Source organism: Vibrio sp. MEBiC08052 (genome assembly GCF_001506075.1).
GTDB lineage: Bacteria > Pseudomonadota > Gammaproteobacteria > Enterobacterales > Vibrionaceae > Vibrio.
Genome location: NZ_KQ947475.1, coordinates 2240370 through 2262482, shown reverse-complemented (window position 1 = coordinate 2262482; position 22113 = coordinate 2240370). Strand labels below are relative to the sequence as shown.

At 47.6% G+C, this 22113-nt stretch carries 19 protein-coding genes; 16 read left to right on the top strand and 3 right to left on the bottom strand.

The annotated features are described in order from the left end of the window. Window positions 1–21 precede the first annotated feature (21 nt). The 15 genes from VRK_RS09825 to VRK_RS09755 all read left to right on the top strand — a co-directional run bounded on the left by VRK_RS09825 (window position 22) and on the right by VRK_RS09755 (window position 17833). Window positions 22–1137: an acyl-CoA dehydrogenase family protein gene (locus VRK_RS09825; RefSeq protein WP_059121193.1), complete on the top strand. Its 1116-nt coding sequence runs from the start codon at window positions 22–24 to the stop codon at window positions 1135–1137. Then, window positions 1137–2087, top strand: coding sequence for a hypothetical protein (locus tag VRK_RS09820; RefSeq protein WP_059121192.1), 951 nt, complete (start codon window positions 1137–1139; stop codon window positions 2085–2087). The genes VRK_RS09825 and VRK_RS09820 overlap by 1 nt, the downstream gene beginning before the upstream one ends. After that, complete coding sequence (locus tag VRK_RS09815; RefSeq protein WP_059121191.1) at window positions 2078–3106, top strand: beta-ketoacyl-[acyl-carrier-protein] synthase family protein; 1029 nt, start codon at window positions 2078–2080, stop codon at window positions 3104–3106. The genes VRK_RS09820 and VRK_RS09815 overlap by 10 nt, the downstream gene beginning before the upstream one ends. 34 nt (window positions 3107–3140) lie before the next feature. Beyond that, the gene (locus VRK_RS09810) at window positions 3141–4526 is read left to right on the top strand and encodes a cytochrome P450 (RefSeq protein ID WP_059121190.1); all 1386 of its coding nucleotides are present in this window, start codon (window positions 3141–3143) and stop codon (window positions 4524–4526) included. A 76-nt stretch (window positions 4527–4602) separates the two neighbouring features. Beyond that, a complete protein-coding gene (locus VRK_RS09805; RefSeq protein ID WP_059121189.1) occupies window positions 4603–5256 on the top strand; it encodes a GIN domain-containing protein in 654 nt (217 codons plus the stop codon). 181 nt (window positions 5257–5437) lie between these two features. Further along, entirely contained in the window at window positions 5438–6487 is a 1050-nt protein-coding gene (gene rlmF / locus VRK_RS09800) for a 23S rRNA (adenine(1618)-N(6))-methyltransferase RlmF (protein WP_059122732.1), read from the top strand. A gap of 308 nt (window positions 6488–6795) precedes the next feature. Beyond that, complete coding sequence (locus VRK_RS09795; protein ID WP_059121188.1) at window positions 6796–8475, top strand: carboxylesterase family protein; 1680 nt, start codon at window positions 6796–6798, stop codon at window positions 8473–8475. A 410-nt stretch (window positions 8476–8885) separates the two neighbouring features. Continuing rightward, window positions 8886–9335 (top strand): DUF2946 domain-containing protein, encoded by a 450-nt coding sequence (locus VRK_RS21685; protein WP_157371894.1) that lies wholly within the window; start codon window positions 8886–8888, stop codon window positions 9333–9335. A gap of 92 nt (window positions 9336–9427) precedes the next feature. Further along, on the top strand, window positions 9428–10831 hold the full coding sequence (locus tag VRK_RS09785; RefSeq protein ID WP_059121186.1) for a PepSY-associated TM helix domain-containing protein: 1404 nt from the start codon (window positions 9428–9430) through the stop codon (window positions 10829–10831). 150 nt (window positions 10832–10981) lie between these two features. Then, the gene (locus VRK_RS09780; RefSeq protein ID WP_059121185.1) at window positions 10982–12370 is read left to right on the top strand and encodes a sensor domain-containing diguanylate cyclase; all 1389 of its coding nucleotides are present in this window, start codon (window positions 10982–10984) and stop codon (window positions 12368–12370) included. A 183-nt stretch (window positions 12371–12553) separates the two neighbouring features. Continuing rightward, window positions 12554–13783 (top strand): ribokinase, encoded by a 1230-nt coding sequence (gene rbsK / locus VRK_RS09775; protein WP_059121184.1) that lies wholly within the window; start codon window positions 12554–12556, stop codon window positions 13781–13783. Window positions 13784–13831: 48 nt separating this feature from the next. Continuing rightward, the gene (locus VRK_RS09770; protein WP_059121183.1) at window positions 13832–14761 is read left to right on the top strand and encodes a dihydrodipicolinate synthase family protein; all 930 of its coding nucleotides are present in this window, start codon (window positions 13832–13834) and stop codon (window positions 14759–14761) included. Between the two features lie 67 nt (window positions 14762–14828). After that, on the top strand, window positions 14829–15782 hold the full coding sequence (locus VRK_RS09765) for a tripartite tricarboxylate transporter substrate binding protein (RefSeq protein WP_059121182.1): 954 nt from the start codon (window positions 14829–14831) through the stop codon (window positions 15780–15782). A 108-nt stretch (window positions 15783–15890) separates the two neighbouring features. After that, window positions 15891–16328: a tripartite tricarboxylate transporter TctB family protein gene (locus VRK_RS09760; protein WP_059121181.1), complete on the top strand. Its 438-nt coding sequence runs from the start codon at window positions 15891–15893 to the stop codon at window positions 16326–16328. An 8-nt stretch (window positions 16329–16336) separates the two neighbouring features. Next, window positions 16337–17833: a tripartite tricarboxylate transporter permease gene (locus VRK_RS09755; protein ID WP_059121180.1), complete on the top strand. Its 1497-nt coding sequence runs from the start codon at window positions 16337–16339 to the stop codon at window positions 17831–17833. Between the two features lie 156 nt (window positions 17834–17989). Here VRK_RS09755 and VRK_RS09750 read toward each other — a convergent pair whose 3' ends face one another. Both VRK_RS09750 and VRK_RS09745 read right to left on the bottom strand, forming a co-directional pair. After that, entirely contained in the window at window positions 17990–19021 is a 1032-nt protein-coding gene (locus VRK_RS09750) for an asparaginase (protein WP_059121179.1), read from the bottom strand. Between the two features lie 469 nt (window positions 19022–19490). Continuing rightward, the gene (locus tag VRK_RS09745) at window positions 19491–20111 is read right to left on the bottom strand and encodes a LysE family translocator (protein ID WP_059122731.1); all 621 of its coding nucleotides are present in this window, start codon (window positions 20109–20111) and stop codon (window positions 19491–19493) included. A gap of 97 nt (window positions 20112–20208) precedes the next feature. Between VRK_RS09745 and VRK_RS09740 the strand changes: the two genes are divergently transcribed. Beyond that, window positions 20209–21084: a LysR family transcriptional regulator gene (locus VRK_RS09740; RefSeq protein WP_059121178.1), complete on the top strand. Its 876-nt coding sequence runs from the start codon at window positions 20209–20211 to the stop codon at window positions 21082–21084. 94 nt (window positions 21085–21178) lie between these two features. Here the strand turns inward: VRK_RS09740 and VRK_RS09735 are convergent, their stop codons facing one another. Continuing rightward, the gene (locus VRK_RS09735; RefSeq protein ID WP_059121177.1) at window positions 21179–22108 is read right to left on the bottom strand and encodes an isoaspartyl peptidase/L-asparaginase family protein; all 930 of its coding nucleotides are present in this window, start codon (window positions 22106–22108) and stop codon (window positions 21179–21181) included. Between the last annotated feature and the right edge of the window lie 5 nt (window positions 22109–22113).

The window sequence follows — 22113 nt, the reverse complement described above, 5'->3', positions numbered from 1 at the left end:
ATTGGCCAATGGAGCACAACCATGTGTATTGAACAGGAACTTAAATTATCCGGGCTGGATAAACATTTAATTAAGTTTGCACAAGCAGGTTTATTGATTGAAACCGATCCTGATGCCGCACGTCAATTACTATGCGATGACGTTTTGCTGGCAATTTCTCATATCGGATTACCTGACCAATATAATCCTTACCGGGAACGTCTGAATGAAATGGCATTTGACCCGGAAAATTTTATCCATTATCTAGCTTTGGTTGAATATATTTCGAGATTTGATGCCAGCGGTATGATGGCGATGCCGGGAACATCATTGTCCTGCCGGGCAGTCATGGCTCTGGGGAACGAATCTCAGCAGGAATTCTTCTTCTCCCGTTATCTGCAACAGCCGGTCTGGACATTTTTTGCCGTGACGGAGCCTGATTTTGGGTCTGACGCTCAGGGCATTTCAGCCACACTGACTCCGGAAGATGATTATTATCTACTGAATGGTGAGAAGATGTTTATCGGTGGTGCTCAGCTTGCCAGCGTCGGACTGGTCTTTGCCCGGATGGGCAATAGCCAGCGTCTGGTCATGGTTGAACCGGCTGCGCATCAGGAAACATTTACTGTCACCCCGCTGGATGCTTATGGCCTTGCCGGTGCCGGTTTGTCACGAATTGAAATGCGTAACCTGCCGGTCCGTGCTGAGCATATTCTTGGTCTGCATGAGAGTGGTCTGCGTCAAGGGATCACCGCGATCAGTACTGTGTTTGAAAAACACCGTCCGCTGGTGGCAGCGATGGCGCTGGGGACGGCACGAGGATTACTGACCGTACTGGAACAGGCCAATGTCACCGGGCTGGCACATGAATGGCGTCAGTATCATGCCCTGTACCAGAAACTACTTCAGGTGGGTGAAGGTTATCAGCACGGCGATGCCAAAGTACATCTGACCAGTCAGTTGAAACGTCAGGCGACCCGGTTTGCCGAGCAGGTTGCGCTTTTGCTGCCGCATCACCTGCCTGAACAGTGGCTGACTGATGCTGCGTTGCAGAAACGTTACCGGGATGCTTTCGCTTTCGAATATATGGAAGGGACAACCAATATCCATCGTCTGAACGCCTTTCGTTCCTACACGGCAAGTTTAGGGGCTGCGTGATGAAAACCGTCATTAATCAACAACAGATTATCTGGGATACATTCGGTAATCTAGAAACATTTAACCCGGAATGGCTGGAACAGCAGGGACACTGGGAAGACTTTATCGCTGCCTTTTTCAAATCAAACGGTCTGTATTATGACAATCATATGAGCCGGGTGGAAAACTGCATCCGAGCCGAAGATAAAGCGGCCTTTGCCAGCATGTTCGAACAACTGCTGCCCCGTCTGCGTCAGAGCACAGACTTAAGTGATGTCGATACGGTAATTCTGGCGCACTGGACACCGGATCTCCATCTGGGAACCTCGGTGGTCAATTACGTGATTCATTCACTGGAACTGGGAGAACAGAGTTTCGGACTGGCGATCAGTGATCGTGGTTTATCCGCACCGTTTATGGCACTGGACTGCATCCATCGTTACATTCAGGAAAGAGACAGTTCGGCGCTATTGCTGATCGCTGATCAGAAACATTTACTGTACCGTTCTGCGCTGATGGATGAACTGGCTCCGGAAAACACGGCCTGTATCGTCAAGATCAGCCGTTCCGGCAGTGGCTGGGTTTACGCAGGATACCGTAAGCATACACATGTCACTGAACGGGATCTCGGTCAGTCAATTCAGGAAATGATCACTCACTTCGGCCTTTCCCCACAAACCCGGATTATTGCTTCTCCGGCACTGCTGGTTCAGTTGTCGGATGTCGGGCAACAGCTTGAGCACGATGGAGCACCGGTGACGACTGAAGAAAGGCATATCTCTATTGATGAAAAACAGATTGCCATTGGTGCAAAACAGATAGCTATTGATGAAAAGCTTCTGTGTGCCGCTCCGTTTGCTGCGCTTGAACAGTATGGTCAGCCGGAGCAGGATTATCTGCTGATCCGTTATGACGAGGGTATTCTGACCGGGGTTGGTTTTTCTCATCAGGAGGAAGACGTATGCGCATAACTGCGATGTCTTCTTTTATTCCGGATTTGCGGATTGATGTCGGAGAGGTTGTTCAGGCTGCCGGAGGCCGGGCCGTGGATGCCAGAGTTTTCCGGCAGTTGTTCGGAATGGACAGCGTTGCGGCACTCCCGGCGGATATGAGTATTCGTCAGGCATTTCTTCGGCTGCTGTCGGATATGGCGTTATCAGTTGAACCACGACCAGTCGATGAACCGGTGGTGGATACACTGGTTTATGTTCATGCTTTTCCGGTTCAGCATGCCGATGGTATCGATTTTCCCCGTGAACTGTGCCGGAGTCATCCGACGCTGAGTCAGGTTGAGCGGTGCTACGAAGTAAACCAACATAACTGTGGCAGTGGATTCTGGGGACTGTCGCTGGCGAAATCGTTGCTTGACTGTGGCGTGGCAAAACGGGTGATGCTGCTGATTGGTGATTCATTCTCACAATTTCCGCTTGGTCAGCGCTATATTCCCGGCTGTACCATGATGGGTGATGCCTTTGTGGGACTGGTTGTCGATAATCTTCCCGGTGGATGTCAGATTAAGCGGCTCCATTTGCAGCATCATCCGGAATTTCATGGCGGACTGTTTGGTCATGAGCAGCAAAATCGCGACTTCTTTGCCGCGCATCATCACATGGTGATGGATGCATTACAGGCAGTGGCGTTTGATACGCATTCCCGGCAGGTGATTCTGCCGCATAATATTAACAAGCTGAGCTGGATGAACTTTTCCAGAAGTTTCCCGGAAACCGGTGCTTGTCTGAATCTGGATCTGTTGCCCGAAATCGGCCATTGCTGTGCCACCGATCCTTTTTTATTGCTTCAACGTTATTACGACTCTCAGGCGTTGCCCGGTGAGGAAACAGCGGAAGATATCGCACTACTTTCAATTGGCTCCGGTGCTTATGTTGGTGCCTGCCATGTTCATTTTTCGCCATCAGTTACTTTAGACAAAGCATCCACTGCAAAAAACGGTATTCATACGAGTCGGCAATCCATGAACATGATTCAGTGATGTACAAAGGGGGTCCGGATCAGGGAGAAAGAATATGACCATATCATCACAACAACAGCTACCGACAGAACACGTCACGCTGAAAAGACTTCATAGTTTTGGCATTCTCAAAGTGATTGAGGATGGGTTCAAACAACATCAGGGCGCATTCCGGCTCATTTGTGAAGGGGAAAGCGAACTGGTTATTCTGGGCAAAGCCGAGCATGTGCAATACTGGCTCGATCATTACGACAGCTTTGTCAAAGAAGTAGACAAACTGCCTTCATCGTCAGCTGTCGGACGGATCATTCTGGGTGATTCACTGACGTTTGCCAAAGATGGTGAAGAGTGGAAAAACGGCCGGAAAATGACTGCGCCGCTGGTCAGTCCGAAACTGGAGCGCACTCACGCGGCCATGGCTGAAGCCGCCGACTGGATTACCGAGCGTTTTCTGACAGCAGGTTGCGGCGCCGGTGGTATTGATGATATCTGGCCGGTTTGCGTCGAATGGGCTGCCCGCAATGTGCTGGACCCGTTTATCGGTAGTTCAGTTTCGGTTGAAGAAGGGATGCGTTTTGTCACCCTGAATCACGAGATTTTCTTCCGGATGATTCAGATGGCGACACCGGACAATCCGGAAGCACTGCGTAATGATCCGGAACTACTGGCCTATCAGGCTAAAATCCGCGAACTGACCGAACGGGCACTGGTCACGGCAGAACCCGATACTATGATTGCAGCACTGGCGCAGACACTTGATGTTGAAAATCAGCCGCAGAATATGGCTTCACTGGTCAATATGCTGATGGGGAATCTGTTCGGTAGTATTGATAATCCGGCAACCAATCTCTGTTGGTGTCTGATTCATCTGGCCCGCAACCCGGAAGTGATCCAACGTATCCGCGAGGAAGCAGAGAAACTGGAAGATGTAGCGTGGTCGATTCAGCGCTGTCCGGTCACGATGGCGGTGGTGAAAGAGTCACTCCGGCTGACTCCGGTTTCGCCGATTATCGAAAGAACCACTAGTGAAGACGTTGAGATTGATGGCTATCGGCTCGAAAAAGGGACCAATGTGATGTTCTCGCCCTGGCTGATTCACCGCAATGAGGAATACTGGGAGAATCCTGCTGATTTCAATATTGACCGCTTCCTGCAACTCAAACGGCTTGACCCGACCACTTATCTGCCGTTCGGGCAGGGAAAACGAAATTGTGTCGGGATGACGCTGTCCCTCAATCAGCTGGCATTTACGCTGCTGAGGCTGTGTTCAGAATGCCGCTTTACCCTGGCTCCGCAAATGCAGATGTTAAATCTTCGTCCGAAATTTGATACCAATCTCCATCCGCGGGGTGTCGTTGCTTTTCAGGTCGTGGCGCATTCATCGGTTTTGCCGGTTTCTCTGGCATCACAGCACAGTGAACAGGCACACGTATTGTCATAACTGTTATGCACTTATGCGTGTATATGGCAGGTATATTATCAATAGGCATGTTAGCCTCAACTTATAAGGAGTTACTATGAAGTTTCCATCCATGAAATGTCTGGCACTTGCCGGTGTGGTGATGTCCTCACCGCTGTATGCCGCAGAGCAGACTTTTCCGGTTGATTCATTCAATCAGCTGGTGCTGTCAAAAGGTATCAATGCAGAAGTGGTTTGCAACAGCACGCCGCAGGTTGTTGCTTCCGGTAAGCAGTATCTGCTGGATAAACTGCAACTGGGTGTCTCCGCCAATGAGCTTTCGCTGGTGAATGACGGCTATCGTGATGAAGGTATCTGGCCGGATAAACTGACCGTGAAGATTTATACCGATCAGCCATTGAAAGCAGTTGAAGCGCAGTTTGGTGTTGCGGTTGTTGCCGATGATTGTGCGTTGACGGATGAAAAATTGGCGGTGAAAGGCTCAATGGGTGCTTCCTATGAGCTGAAAGGAAACGTCAACACTCTGGATCTGGATGTCAGCATGGGTGCATCGTTTAACGAAGATGTGAATAATTTCTACGCGCAGAAAGCCAACGTGACCGTTGCAATGGGTGCACAGGCGAACCTGTGTCATGTCAATACGGTGAATGGCTCTGCATCAATGGGCGCGAAAGTTACTTTAGGTAAACAGACACAAAATAATCTGTCTGTTTCTATGGGCGGATACAGCACAAGAAGTGACTGTCAGTAATTTGCTGTTGATTGGAGTCAAAACATTCGCGGTTAATCCGTTTTGGTTCCATGACTTATCCCTCCGGTTATTTCATGGCCGGAGGTGACCATTACCCATGAGCTATGGCAATCGTTCAATTCTGGAAACACGGGCGAAAAAAGGGGACAATAACGCGTTTTTCCCAACCAATATGAGTCACATGAGCCCAAACAGCAAGCTGACAAAGAAAGCTAAATGCCCGATGCCAACGAAACCATCATCTGATGTTCACGTAAAGAAAGTGGGGGCTTCCAAGGGGTTACACCCGCGGAATAAGCATCAGGGGCGCTATAATTTTGTCGAACTGGTCAAAGCGCTACCTGAACTGAAAAAGCATGTCACGCGCAACCCGAAAGGTGAACAGACGATCAATTTTGCTGATCCGCTGGCGGTGAAACAGCTGAATAAAGCGTTGTTGAGCCAGTATTATCAAGTGGCAGACTGGGATATTCCACCGGGATACCTTTGTCCGCCGATTCCCGGTCGGGCGGATTATATTCACCGAGCCGCAGACTTGTTGAGCCATGAGCCGAATCTCGTATTGGCTCAGGTTAAGGCGCTCGATATCGGTGTCGGCGCGAACTGTATCTACCCGATCATCGGTGTCTGCGACTATGGCTGGCAGTACACCGCCAGTGATATCGACCCGGTCTCAATTAAGAATGCCAAGCGTATCGCTGCAAGTAATCCTGTACTTCAGGGCAAGGTTGAATGTCGGTTACAGCCAGACAGCCGTTGTCTGTTCAAAGACATTATCCAGCCGGGTGAGCGATATCATATCACCACCTGTAACCCGCCATTTCATGAGTCATTGCAAGCGGCTGCACAAGGCACTCAGCGAAAGTTGAATAACCTGAATGCCAACCGTGTGAAGCGCGGCCACGCAGTCAGTAAATATCATTCCTCTCAGCCGACGCTCAATTTCGGCGGACAAAAAGCCGAGCTCTGGTGCCCGGGCGGAGAGGCGGCTTTTATTAAGAACATGGCGCTGGAAAGCCGTGAGTTTTCTGAGCAAGTTCTTTGGTTCACCACCCTGATCTCTAAGAAAGACAATGTACGTTGGATGCAGAAACAGCTACAAAAAGTCGGTGTGCAGGAGATCCAAATCGTGGAAATGAACCAAGGACAGAAGAACAGTCGTTTTATTGCCTGGACATTTATGACCTCAGCACAACGTCAGCAGTGGCTGACAGAGTCTGTTTGCGTGTAAAAGATAAGCTTCTATTTCTATTCTGACAATATTGATTCAGATAGGTGATAGTTCTGCCGCTATTTATTGATTTCAAAATACTTTTTAGTGATGCTCAAACACTTTGTGCAAAATTATGCGCGGATAAATAGACGGCCTCGGCTATTTATATTATTGTCGTTGAGTCTTCTGGATTGTCACTTCAGTGTTGCTTCCTGAAGGCAAAACCGGCGTAGCTTCCTGATTGAAGCCGGCCGGTTTTTTTGTTTTGAATGTCATTACCACTTGCAATCAATCGACTGTGACCCCACTGGATGAGAATGAATGCTATGAATCAATCTATTGGTAAGTTATCAACGTTTTTACTCTCTCTGTCATTGGCCTTGGGCGCGACTTCTGCCTTCGCTTATACAGAACAAGTGACATTAAAGCAGGGCGTTATCATCGGCGTGACGGACTCAGGTTCCGGCACCAATCGTTGGCTGGGGATCCCTTATGCTCAGGCTCCGGTTGGTGACCTGCGTTGGCAACTGCCTCAGCCGCCAAAGGCGAGCGATGAACCTTTTCAGGCCGATCAACAAGGTAATCTTTGTCCTCAGGTCTCATCCGGTGAAGTGATTGGCAATGAAGATTGCCTGAATCTGAATATCTATCGGCCGAACACGCAAAAAAAACTGCCGGTTGTGCTCTATATTCATGGTGGCAACAATCAGGGTGGGCGGGCTGATGAGTTTGACCCGAGCCAGCTAGCTGTTGATATCAATGCTGTCATTGTGACTTTAAATTACCGTCTGGGAGCGCTGGGTTTTAATCCCATGAACGTGCTGAAATCCGATGATGCGGTTCAGGCTTCCGGTAACTTTACCTTACTTGATCAGGCTCGGGCACTGGACTGGATTCGCAATCATATCAGTCAGTTTGGCGGGCAGGCTGACAATATCACGGTTTCCGGATTTTCAGCCGGTGGGCGCGATGTGATGGCTATGCTGATTTCGCCGTTGTTTGCCGGTAAGTTCGAGCATGCGATTGTGTTTAGCGGTGGGATGACCACATCACCGGTTGAGGCCAGCCAGATTGTTTTTCGCCGTGCGTTTGCCCGGTTGGTGGTCGAAGATGGGGTTCAGCCGGATCAGCAATCAGCCGAAGCGTGGTTAGCGCAACCGACGCCGGCAGTCAAAAAATATCTGCTGACGCTTCCCGCAGACCGGATTGCCCGTTTGATGCAAAATGCAGGGATTCGAATGAGCGTCTTCCCGCATCTCTATCGTGATGGCACGGTATTACCGCAAGAGGGATTTGCTACGCATCGTTATAATGAAGTCCCGACCATGATGCTGACGGGACATGATGAGTTCTCTTTCTTTGCTTTAGGTGATCCTTATTTCAGTCAAAAAGAAGACTGGGCCGCGGATCCGAAACGGGTCAATGAATATCGGTTTGTCTATCGCTACGGTGGTATGTTGTATCGGTCGTTTAATGTTGCGCAATCCGCGCAAAAGATGGCGGCACACTTTCGGGCACCGATCTATGCAGGTGAGTTTGACTACGGTTCGGATCCGACAGTTGTCGGATCTCAGATGAAAGATCTGGGTGCATTTCACGGGGTTTTTCTGCCACTGTTGGATGATCACTTTCGGAAGCCATATTTAGGCAAAGCATTTGATTCTCCGGGGGCGAAGGCTTTAGGTTTATTATTTAAGCGTCATCTGGAGGCATTTATCCGAACCGGTCATACGAGTTTTTCTGATACAACGCGATGGAACCCGTGGAATCTGAAGCGTGAAGATAAAGGGCAGACCGTTTATATGATGGATGCGAACCACAATGCGGCAATTGCTTATCGTAGTGAACCGACCTTTACGGTCAAAGATGTGATAGCCATGATTGAGGATGACCATACCGTTAGCCAAGAGAGTAAAGTCTACTTGCTGCAGCATGTGCTTAATGGACGTTGGTTCAGCCGGGAACTTGACGACCACTTTGGCAGTCCGAATCTATGGGCGCAGTGATTTTGTATGGATGAGATTGATTTTTGGCGGAGTCAATATGGCCTGAATCTTGGCCTCGAATCGATAAAAAAATAATTAAGCATGATGTTTTTATGCATATGAGTTAGACTATTGTCCGCAACCGCTGCTGATCGATTGTCGTTCTTTGAACGTTCCCCCCAATGACGGCAGCGTGTTGCGGACAAACCTTTAATTTAGAATGCAGACTCTAAAATTGTGGTCTCTGTTTCATATTTATTCAAATTTATGTTTGTGTTCAATCCCTCCCGACAACAGTTGCCAGACGGTACCGGCGGTAAACCGAACCGTGAAATCGCAGCTGTAACTGCCAATTCAAAAAAGTTTGAGGTGCCGATCATACAAGCGTGTTAGTATACCGAACTGTGATTCATTCTCATTTATGAAACGTTGTGATTTTATTGGGTTGCTCTCATACTACTGGCTCGAATACTACTGATAGTCATTCAGGACTGACACTCAAGTGGCAACGGTCAGTGGCTTGGCTTGGGTTACTTGCCATACTGATGATCTACATGGCGCCACTTGTTTCCCAGACGATGATGCATCGATCAAGCCACCATTCTCCTCATCAAATGGCTGCCCATCACACGACACACGCCACAACCGTGAACCACCAGGATGCGCATGTATTGCATCATGCATGGTGTGGTTACTGTTCCTTGTTGCTCCACATGAGTGGCCTCACTCATATGTCATTACTATTGGTGTCTCACCGTGCTGTATTGGTGTGGCTTCGTGTGACAATTCAACCTTTCTTACTCCGCGCCGAATGCTGTAAAAACCAGCTGCCCCGGGCTCCGCCAACCTCGTTGTTTTCATTGGTCAATCAAAACAGTTAATGCCCTGAACTTGAATGGTTTAGGGAGATTTAATGACATCTAAAAAATCACCGGGGTTCTGGCTGTGCTGAATTCCGGCAAAGAGAACTAAAATGAATGTTCAGTCTTCAAAATCACCGGCAACTCAGTTGCTGGCTTTTATTGCACGTCTGCATTTTTATGTGGGGATTTTCGTCGGTCCTTTTATTTTTATTGCTGCTTTGACGGGGACGTTTTATGTGTTGACGCCCCAAATTGAGCAGCGGTTATATCATCATGAGCTCACGACTCCAAACCGGGGTGAATTTCATACGCTGGCAGAACAGATCCGCGCTGCGCGGGAAAGTTTACCCCACGATTTACAACTGAAAGCTGTTCGTCCCTCGACCGGGGAGGGCTATACCACACGTGTGATGTTTATTGATCCGGCTTTGCATGGCTATGAGTCACAAACCGTGTTTGTTGACCCGGTGACACTAGCGGTCCGTGGCAAGCTGGCCAGTTATGGCACCAGTGGTATTTTGCCATTGCGCATCAAACTGGATTATTTACACCAGAATATGATGTTGGGGCAGTGGGGACGAGTCTACAGTGAACTGGCGGCATCATGGTTGTGGATTGCAGCGTCTGGCGGTTTGATTTTATGGTGGACAACCAGACAGCGGCAAAAGCGGATGAAGCAGCGTAGTTATAACCGCAATGTGTATGTCAGACACCGTCGTCGTCATGTTCAGGCGGGATTAGTGATTGCTTTAGGATTGTTCTTTATCTCGGCAACCGGCTTGACGTGGTCAAAGTGGGCCGGTAGTCATATTGCACAGTGGCGTCAGGCGATTGGATGGGTAACGCCTTCGGTTTCCAGAAATTTACCCGGATACGAAAGCGCCATGTCCGGCGGGCATCACGACCATGCTGATCATCATGCCAAACCACAAGATACCACGGATGTGAATCATGCGCTTGATGCGCAATTCGATGGTGTCCTGCTGGCTGCAAGGCAGGCCGGTATTGATGCGGCGAAGCTGGAAATTGTACCGGCGAGAACACCGACTAAAGCGTGGCTGGTGCGTGAAATTGACCGCGCCTGGCCGACACAGGTGGATAGTGTCGCTGTCGATGCGCAGCGGATGATTGTTACCAGTCGGGCTGATTTTGCTCATTTTCCGCTGATTGCAAAACTGATCCGCTGGGGGATTGATGCCCATATGGGTGTCTTGTTTGGTTTACCGAATCAACTGCTGCTGGCTGCATTTGGTCTGACGCTATGTATGATGGTGATTTGGGGCTACCGCATGTGGTGGAAACGACGTCCTGCTGCCGGTTCTCCTGTTCAGACGTTATTGCAAACTTGGCTGGCGATGCCCGTGTTATACCGTACTCTCGCGATGATGATTGCAGTTTTGCTGGGGCTGGCGATGCCGGTGATGGGTGTGAGTTTACTGTTTTTTGTGGTCATTGATGTCTTACGCTGGTGGCGTGCCGGGCAAGTCGTGAAAACGAGTTCAGCGTCATCTTGATAATAGACCGGAATCAGACCTCATTCTCCGGGCCTTCCGGGGGATGAGGTGGCGCTTGTTCATGGTGGTCATGGAAATTTTTCTTATATCAACAATACTTGTTGAGAGGATGTTATTTTTCAGTCCCCCCCGATGAGGTGATGCGCAGACATGGCTAACGACATATTATCAGGATTAGATACTCAGACGCTGGCACATGTTTTCGAGCACATCGATATGGCCGTGGTTGTTGCAACCCTCGAACGGAAAGTTGTTTGTATGAATGCTGCTGCCAGAACATTGTTCCGGTACTCAAATGAAGAGATTTATAATCAGAGTACGGCGCAGCTCTATGCGGATAAAGATGATTTCATCAGGCTGGGGCAGGAACGTTTCAACACTCATGCCAGCGATACAAATGAACCTTATGTTGTCCGTTATATCAATGCTGCCGGCGAGTCTTTTCAGGGGCAGACGTCCGGGGGGCTGATCAAGAATGCACAGGGCAAACCTATCTTTTTTGTGGCAATTATTCAGGACGATTCAGCGCGACTTGCTGCTGAAGAAACGCTGAATCGACTGCATACGATCACCTCATCCAGACAGTTAACATTTCAAGAGCGAATTCAGGCGATCTTAGAGTTGGGCACGGCCCATTTTGGCTTACCTATCGGTATTTTCAGTAAAATATCCGGGAATGAATATCGGATTCAGCAAGCGGTTCATCCGGATCATGCGTTAGCGCCGGGGATGATATTTGATTTAGGTATCACTTATTGCAGTCTCGTCTATCAGGCTGATGATGTGCAGGGGTTTTCACATGTGTCAGAGAGCGAGATAGTCACCCATCCTTGTTTTGAAAACTTCGGCCTTGAAGCTTACCTTGGTGCACCGGTTTTTGTCGATGGGGAACGGTACGGCACCCTGAACTTTTCCAGCATCTGTCCGGCGAGAAATTTTATCCGTCAAGATATCGAGATTTTGCGTTTGCTGGCCGAATGGGTCGGGCATGAAGTTGCCCGGGAGCATGATTTCAAAGTGTTAGAAATAGCGCATGACCAGATGGAAGTGCTCGCCAATACCGATTCTTTAACCGGTCTTGCCAGTCGGAGTTGCATTGAACAAGCATTGCGGGATCAAGTCACATTTGCGCTGAAATATGGCAAAAATCTGACGGTTGCGATCATGGATTTTGATCACTTCAAATCGATTAATGATCGGTTTGGTCATCAGGTAGGAGATGAAGTTTTAGTTTGTTTCGGTGAGTTGGTCTCTGTGATGGGGCGTAAAGGTGATTTTTACGGTCGCTGGGGGGGAGAAGAGTTTATGGTGCTTTTCCCTGATACCAATATGGCAGGGGTTCTCATTGCTTTAAACCGGTTGATGGATGGCCTGAGACGAAGTGACCTGTCAGAAAAATATAGTGGCTTAAAACTCACTTTGAGTATCGGAGTGACGGAAATGGCATCGCATGATAATCCGGAAACCATTGTACAACGAGCGGATCGGCTCCTTTATCAAGCCAAAGCGCTTGGTCGTGATCAAATTCAGTATGATTGAATTAGTATGTTTTCTCGCAATTTTTCTCCTATTCTTTAGATGCCTATATTGATAAGGATCACATTTAAACAATTGGGGTCACGATATTTTTGTTTATTTTTGTTTGCTTGTTTTTTGTTTGAATCCTATCCCACCATTTATTTCCGATGTTTCTAGAATAATTTTAAATGCGAGGGTCAGTGTATGTATAAAGAACTACGCCAAGAAAGGATTATTCAACTGTTGCGTCAGCAAGGGCAGGCAACAGTTGAATTTTTGTCCTTACATCTTGGGGTAACAAAAGAAACGATTCGGACCGATTTATCCAAACTGCAGCAGGATGGGTTACTGATTCGGCACCATGGTGGCGCATCGTTGAAAAAACACCTGCTGCAAAACGAACTGCAACAAGATAAGAGTTTGGATATTAGCCATTTGATGCGTACCCATCACCGTAATCGTGCCGTGAATCCTCAGCGAGATTTATCAGCAGATATGGTCGGTAAGGTCTGCGTTTTTGGGGCATTTAACGTCGATATCGTTGCCCGGGTTGACCGTTTTCCTAAAAACGGAGAAACGCTGGTTGCTAAAAATACGACATTCGGACCGGGCGGCAAAGGTGCAAATCAGGCCATTGCGGCACATGCGGCAGGCGCCCGGGTTCATTTTGCGACCAAGGTTGGCAAAGATCAGTTCAGTCAGTTTGCCAAGAATCATTTTGATGCCTGTGGAATGGAGTCTTTTTCAATCTATGAGACCGATCAGGCTGCGACCGGGAGTGCGGTGATTTATGTCAATGATGCCGGTGAGAACTTCATTGCGATATGTCCGGGAGCAAATTTGCTGGTCACCGATGAAGAAGTCGCGGAACTGATCCCATATTTGACCGAATCAAAAGTATTGTTAGTTCAGTTAGAAAATAATTTTGACGCCATTGACGGGGTGATGAAGCTGGCAAAAGGGTTGAATGTTACGGTGATTCTCAATCCTGCGCCTTATCTACCCCAAGTTGATCGGTTTTTTGCGAATACGGACATTATTACGCCCAATGAGACGGAAGCTTCGCAAATCTCGGGGGTGGAAATTACCGATGTTGAATCCGCAAAACAGGCGGCCCAAATTATTCATGAGCGAGGCGTACAGAACATTATTATTACGATGGGTAAGCAAGGTGTGGTGCTTTTTGATGGCCAACAGTGCTCCCATATCCCGTCTTACAGTGCCGTTGTCGTCGATACGACCGGGGCCGGTGATGCATTTAACGGTGCATTGGCTGCCGCAATGGCGAAGGGAAAGAACCTGACTCAGGCAGCATATTATGCGACTGCTTTTGCCTCCCTGTCCGTAGAGAGAGAAGGCGCTGCAAATATGCCGAATAATGCGTTAGTTGAAGCTCGTATGCTTCAACAGCAAGTAGCAGTTGTCGCAATTTAGCGAACCGACTTAATGTTTTTAGGACAGAATGTTTTTAGGACATAGAAGATGAAAAAGATTGAAGGCATTGTACCGGTAATGTTGACACCATTTACCGACCAAAATGAAATTGATTACCAAGGGTTAGAGAAGTTAATTGACTGGTACATTGCTAATGGTGCCGATGCGCTTTTTGCCGTCTGTCAGTCAAGTGAAATGCTGTTTTTGTCTCTTGAAGAACGTGTGGCGTTATCTCAGTTTGTGGTCGATTACACCAACGGACGTGTTCCGGTGATTTCTTCCGGCCATATTTCACCTGAAATTGATGATCAAATCACTGAGCTGACAGCGATGGCTGCAACGGGGATCGATGCTTTGGTTTTGGTGACCAATCGTCTCGATCCGGACAATCAAGGGACTCAGACCTTCCTGAATCATCTGAATACTTTGATGGATGCCATTCCTGCAGACATGCCATTGGGATTATACGAATGTCCCGCGCCCTATCGACGGTTACTCACCGATGAAGAAATTCAATTCTGTGCGGATTCCGGACGCTTTGTGGTGCTGAAAGATGTGAGCTGTGATCTGGAAACGGTAAAACGTCGGGTGCAGTTAACCCAATCGTCACCGCTGGCAATTATTAATGCCAACGCTGCGATTGCTTATGAAGCGATGCAGCATGGTTCGAAAGGTTTCAGTGGTGTCTTTACCAATTTCCATCCGGATCTGTATCACTGGCTCTATCACCATGCAGCTCAAGCCCCTGAATTCGCGCAGCAGCTATCGTGGTTCCTTTCATTGAGTGCCGTGACTGAAACGCTGGGTTATCCGAAAAATGCCAAAGTCTTCCATCAGCGCCTCGGCACATTCAGTTCAGTACACAGCCGAGTGACGGATGATGACGTGTTAGAGAAATATTGGGGCTTAGGTGTCATCCTTGATCAAATTGCGGCATCGGCACAAGCATATCGGACGACGATGAAAACATTCGATTAAGCCGTCTTATAGAACGACTAGAACGACTTTTACCTGAACCAATAAATAATATTACAGGAGCGCCAACATGAAACATCCCCTACAACTCAGTCTGATTACTGCTGCGCTATTGGCTTCAACCAGTGCCATGGCAGCGTGGCCGGATAAACCCATTAAAATTATCGTTCCATGGGGCGCCGGTGGTAACACCGATACGGTTGCCCGTTTGGTTGCGGAAGGATTGCAAGAGCAACTCGGTGTCAATGTCAACGTGGTCAATCGTACCGGTGGTGCCGGTGTTGTCGGACATGATGCAATGGCAAAGGCGAAGCCTGACGGCTACACCTTGGGTGTGGCAACCGTTGAAATCGCCATGATGCACCATCAGGGAATGACCGACCTGAGCTATCAGAACTATACACCGATCACGCGACTGGCTGTGAACTTGGGGGGGATTCAGGTGGCAACCAACTCCCAGTTTAAAGATGTCAATCAATTGACGGATTACATCAAGCAACATCCGGGCAAATTGAAAGCATCCGGGAGCGGGCTGAATTCAGGTTGGCATTTGAATCTGATTGGGATGCTCGATGCCATGGGTGTTCCGACTGACTCTGTGACCTATGTGCCTTCCGAAGGTTCAAGTTCTGCTTTGATGGAACTGGTATCCGGCGGGATCGACTTTACTACCTCTTCTCCGGGAGAAGCGAAAAGTATGGTTGAAGCCGGCATGGTCAAAAACTTAGCCACCATGGCTGAAACGAATACCGGACTGTACAAAGATATCCCGGTCTTCCAGCAGGCCACACCGTATAAATACAGTTTTTCGACGTGGAATGCTTTAGTGACTCCGGCCGGTATTCCTCACGATGTTCAGGAAAAGCTCATTGCCACGATGAAAACCGTATTTAAAGAAGGGAAACTCCAGAACTTTGCGACCAAGCAAGGGTTTGAAGTGTACCCATTGTACGGTGATGATCTGGGGAACTTTATGAAGTCAGAAGATGAGAAATACGGAAAACTCATCAATAAGCTGAAGTAACTCAATCAGTTGAAATAACCTAGGGGCGGAGTCTTCGGTTTCCGCCCGGAAATTTAGCCTGTTGTGATGTGTAATCAATATAGGCTCTCAGAAAAACGTAGGTATCTTATGCGTTCATTACCTCTTTCCCAATTTATTCTTGGGATTTTTTCACTGCTTATACTCATTACCAGTATCCAGCAATATGATGGTATCGGCTCTTATGGCGCGGGATATATGCCAACCATTCTCAGTGCTTTTTTATTGCTGTTTACCGTACTGGATGCCGTAATTCATCTTCGCCAGCGACCAGAACCATTGCGGTTGACTGCTTTAGAAATCCGCGCGTTGCTGCTGGTTATCGTATCGCTTGGGTTATTTACCTTTTTAATTTCTTATCTGGGCTTTCTGATTTGTGCGACAGGGTTGTTGTTTGGCCTGATGAGTCTACGTAACCCTCAGAAAATATTAATGAATATAGTCTTTTCGGTGTTGTCTGCAGGAATTATTTATTATGTTTTCGGGCATATCCTGATGGTGGCATTGCCTGAAGGTTTCTGGTCATAGGAGTGAATATGTCTGTTTTAGTCGAAGCATTTCAGTATATCGATATGAGCGCGATTCTCGCGGTGATTGCTGCCGGGTTGTTCGGTCTTATCGTTGGATCAATTCCGGGGCTGACCGCGACTATGGCTGTGGCGCTGATGGTGCCATTTACTTTTTTCATGGATCCGATCCCGGCACTGGCATTGATGATTTCTATCGGGGCCTCATCAATCTACGCCGGTGATATTCCGGGAGCATTGTTGAGAATACCCGGGACGCCGGCTTCAGCCGCTTATGTTGCGGACTCAAATGAGCTGGTGAAGCAAGGTAAATTAAATCGAGTGCTCGGTATTGGCCTGACCAGTTCGGTTATCGGTGGTGTCATCGGTGCACTTATCCTGATGTTCGCAGCACCGGCTTTAGCCCGGTTCGCATTAAAATTTAGCTCTTATGAATATACGTGGCTCTCACTGTTGGGGCTGACCTGTGCAACATTAGTGGTGGGCAACCAACCCGTTAAAGGTATGATGACGTTATGCCTTGGTTTGCTTCTCGCCTGTGTCGGTTACGATCAGATTACCGGTGTGCCACGCTTTACGTTCGGGCAAGTGAGTATGTTGCAGGGTATCAGTTTTATTCCTGCGATGATCGGTCTGTTTGCCATTTCCGGAGCGATTGAATACTACGCCGGTCGGATTACCAGTAAGAAGCAAGATGTAATCCCGACTCAGTCGAGTTTTAATCTGTTTAAGGGCATACCGAAAACGATGTGGCGCTATAAGTTGAATATCGGTCGTAGCAGCATTTTAGGAACGCTGATCGGCGCGTTGCCGGGGGCTGGTGCCGATATTGCTGCATGGATCGCTTATGCACTGTCACAAAAGTTTTCCAAAAACCCGGAGAAGTACGGTAAAGGATCTGAAGAAGCAATCATTGATGCTTCATCGAGTAATAATGCGAGCTTAGCCGGTAGCTGGATTCCATCTTTGGTCTTTGGGATTCCGGGCGATTCCGCAGCCGCGATTATTATCGGTGTCTTGTATATGAAGGATATGAACCCCGGGCCAACCTTGTTCTTATTCCATCCTGAGAAACTTTATGCAGTATTTATACTGTTCTTCATTGCGAACTTGATGCTGCTCCCATTAGCGACCATTGTGGTTAACTTTATCAAGCGTGTGATATTTATTGATAAAGCGATTCTATATCCGATTATTATTATTTTTAGCACCGTTGGTTCTTTTGCGATTAATAACTCACTCTCTTCAATTGTGGTGATGTTGGGCATGGGCGTCGTCGGCTATTTACTACAACGGGCACAGTATCCAATTTCTCCGATTATCTTGGGAATGATTCTGGGGCCGATGCTAGAGAAAAATCTACTCTCATCACTGATTAAATCGGATGGGAATCCAATGGCTTTCGTTGAACGTCCGGTTTCAATGGTGCTCGCAACTTGCTTTGCTGTTGTTGTGTTAGTTCAAATCCGCTCGATTCTGAAATCGTTTAAACAGCGTGAAGGGTGATAACCAAAGATGTTATATCGGTTCACTGTAACAAGGTGAGATATCGTCGCTTAGCCAGTCAGATTAATAGGCTAGGCCACACAAACAAAATGCCACTGATGAATCAGTGGCATTTTTATCTCAGTCTCTATTCTATCTTGATAACGGATAAAGATTTTAGAGTTTGGCAAAGTATTTGCGAATCTCATCCACGGATTCGCCTTTAGCTAAAGCTAGCTCTAAAATCACTTTTGATTTCTGTGGGTTATAGAACCCTGAACCGATTGCATTGTCATGCGTTGAGACATAACCTGTATACACTCGACTCGCGACGACGACGGGAATCCCTTTTTTCATGGCATCCTTAATTGCGTCCTGAATCCAGCTCGGTGTTGAGCCATCTCCCGTGCCCGCGATGACAATCCCTTTCGCACCGTTTTTAATCGCGGCTTTAATCAGTGAGTCGTCCTGATCCTGATAGCTATACAATATATCGACCTTCGGCAGCTCTTTTACATCTGAGATATCAAAATGTGGCTTTTCCATTGGTTGCGTGTTTTTGTAATAAAAGTAGGGTTGGCCGCTGATGAAACCACCGAGATAACCAGCTTCAGGCGCTTGGAAAGTTTCTACGGCATGCGTATTGGTTTTGGTCACGTAATAGGCCGGGCTAATCCGGTCATTCATGGCAACCATCGTGCCACGGCCATTTGCTTCATCAACACTCGCCAGTTTTACAGCATCATATAAATTCATCGCGCCATCGGCACTAATTGCTGTTGCCGGTCTCATGGCGCCAACGACGACGACTGGTTTTTTACTGTTAACTGTCAGATCTAAGAAGAAAGCCGTTTCTTCTAATGTATCTGTACCATGTGTCACAACAACCCCATGGGTATCATCTTTGGCTAAATCTTCATTGATAGTTTTCGCCATATTCAGGAGCGTCTTCTTATCGATGTCAGGAGACCCTACGTTAGCGATCTGGACGCCACTCACATCCGCGAACTCTTTTAACTCTGGCACTGCGTGGATCAGTTTATCAACCCCTAAGCTGCCTGCTTTATAGTCCGTACTATCCACATTTGAAGCTGATGCACCTGCAATCGTTCCGCCTGTAGCGTAGATTGTTACATGAGGTAAATTATCAGCATAACTTGACATGCTGGTGAGTAACATGATTGCAGAAACCAAATATCTTTTTTTCATTACAAAGTCCTTTTAATAGAAAATACTGCAATGTTAATACAGCATGATTCGTGCCATTTAAAAGTGGTGTTTTTTGTAATAAAAATGCATTTTTTGTATTATTTGGGTGCAATCGGTTACATTTTGCACCAAATGAGTACAAAAGCATTATTTTCAATATGTTGCATATATTTTTTGTTAAACAATATACCGGTTATTTCCTGATTTTTGTTTACTTGTCTATATGAAATTAGTGGAGAAATATACTTACTATATGAACTCGATATATTATTATTTTTTATTGCTGAGTTTTTTCTGACAGAGTTATCTTGTGTGACGTATTCAATTCATAAAGAAGCGCCCTGTCACTTGCATCACAGGGCTTGAGCCGCAATCCGGTTGCTAAACAATCAGATAAAATCCATGACAGTTCATACCTAGGGTGCCTGATTCTATCTTGAATAATGCGTCTATGATCTCACAATGTTGATTAGTGAGAGAGTGACAGCGTTGCACCGAAGGCGATGAGGCCGACACCACAGGCCTGATTAACCCGATGCCCGATCCTCTGGAAGACCGCTAATATTTTCTCAGAAGTAATCAAAAACGCGATCAGGCAGAACCACAAGATATGCAATGCAGCGATGTACAGCCCATAAATCAACGCAAATGGTGTGCTGTTATCCATGTCCGGGGAGACGATTTGACTAAATACACTGAGAAAAAACAGCATGGTTTTCGGATTTAACAGGTTACAGAAAAAGCCCTGTGTAAAATATTTGCGGGGGTTGTGCGCCTCCTGCGGTCGGGACACCGTTTTATGATTGAATGTAAACTTCGAGCAAAAAAGGGCAGTTACCCCCAAGTAGATTAAATAGGCTGAGCCGGCATATTTAATCATGTTGAACAGCACCACGTTCTGTGACAATAAGTGACTGATGCCAAGAATTGAGTAGGTAATATGGATGCAGACGCCAACCCCAATGCCCAGTCCGGTCAACAATCCTGCTTTCCTGCCACTGCTCAGGCTGTTTTTGACCACGAGCACAAAATCTGCCCCGGGGCTTATGACAATTAACAATCCCAAAATAATATAGCTTGTGATTTCCATATCCGTTCTCTCATCGGTTGATTTGAGATTATTGTAACTATCAGAGAGCAAGTTATAATCGAAAAGATTGCACATATCATGTGAGAAAAATTCACCAATGAGACACCTGAAAGCTTTTCATGTTTTTCACATCGCTGCTGAGTCTGCCAGTTTCACGGAGACGGCAGATAAGCTTCACATCACTCACGGTGCGGTGAGTAAGCAGATCAAATTATTAGAAGCTCACCTTGCTCAGCCACTGTTTTACAAGCAAGGACGAGGATTGAGACTGACGCCGGAGGGGACGCTGCTGAAACAGTACACGGATGTTGCTTTTAATGCGTTAGACACCGGCATTCATAAGATAAGGAGCGCTTCGGTTCATTATCTTGAAGTATCCTGCGAGCCGACATTAACCATGCGTTGGCTGATGCCGAGACTGGCGGACTATTACCTGACATCTGGTGTCGATATCAGATTATCGACGGCAGGCGGGCCTGTCACTTTAGGGGAGGCTGGTTTATCGATGGCCATCCGTCGTGATGATTTTGATATTCCGGCAAACTATGGGGTGCATCCGTTAGTGGAAGAGTGGGTCGGGCCGGTGTTTTCTCCGCAATACTGGCATCAGGTTCAACATGATTTTTCAACTATCACCCTGCTTCACAGTGAGACACGCCGTGGCGCGTGGGAGGATTGGTCAAGCCGATCAAACCATGAGCTTCACCTGAACAGTGTTAGTCAATCATTCGACCATTTTTATTTCTGTTTACAAGCGGCTGTCGATGGGTTGGGGGCTGCAATCGGTTCATATCCCTTGGTCGCTGATGATTTGGCAAATGGCAGACTGGTTGCTCCTTTTGGCTTTATTTTGTCCGGTTATCACTATGTATTATTGCGACAATCACAAGCATCGGGAACCCAAGAGCAACAGTTTCAGCAATGGCTTGAAAAGCAATTCTCAACGTGTGTGCCTTCATGTGAGGGTGGGTGACCCATCGACTGAGGAAGGAACAACCGACGCCAGCCAGAGGGAGTCTGACGTCAATTGAACCGTTTGGATTTTGACGTGGTAGCGCAGTGGATTGCTATTCGTAAATCTTTGCTTGTGCAGGTTGGTTCGAGCCGCCCCAGCCCCGGTACATCCCTTCGGTGTTGAATGGCAGGACAATGTTCCCTTGGTGATCGACAGCAATCACACCACCACTGCCTCCGGTGCTTTTCAGATCGGTAAAGATCACATGATTGGCGGCTTGCTCCAGACTTTCGTGTGCCAGCGCCATTCGGGATGAAATATTGTGGGCAACCACATGTCTGAGGAAATGCTCGCCATGGCCTGTCGCTGAAACCGCACAAGTTTGGTTGTTGGCATAAGTCCCGGCGCCAATCACCGGTGAATCGCCAATACGGCCATATTGTTTGTTGGTGATTCCTCCGGTCGATGTGGCAGCGGCCAGATTGCCGTGTTTATCAAATGCGACAGCGCCAACCGTCCCGTATTTGTAGTCGTTCTGGGTGGGTTCGAGAATGACTTCCTGTGCTTTCAAGGCCGATTGAAGCTGTTGATAGCGCATCTCTGTGGAGAAGTAGGTGTTGTCTACTTCGACCAACCCGATATCGCGCACAAACTGCTCTGCGCCTTCACCGCCCAGATAGATGTGAGGGGAATTGTCCATGACTGCCCGGGCGACGTTAATCGGATTCGGACTGTAACGTATTCCCGATACTGCACCGGCATCAAGGGTTTTGCCGCACATGATCGACGCATCGAGCTCATGAGTCCCTGCATGATTGAATACCGCACCTTTGCCTGCATTAAACCACACGCAATCTTCCAGCATGTTGACGGCAACCTGAACCACATCCAGCGCACTGGCACCTTCTTTCAGGCTGGCTAAACCGTCTTCGACAATGTTTTTCAAGACCGTCGTAATTTCTGATTCTTGTTCCGGGGTTAACTTGCCTTTAGACATTGCCCCTGCGCCGCCGTGAATCGCAATAGAATACTCGTTTAACATATACG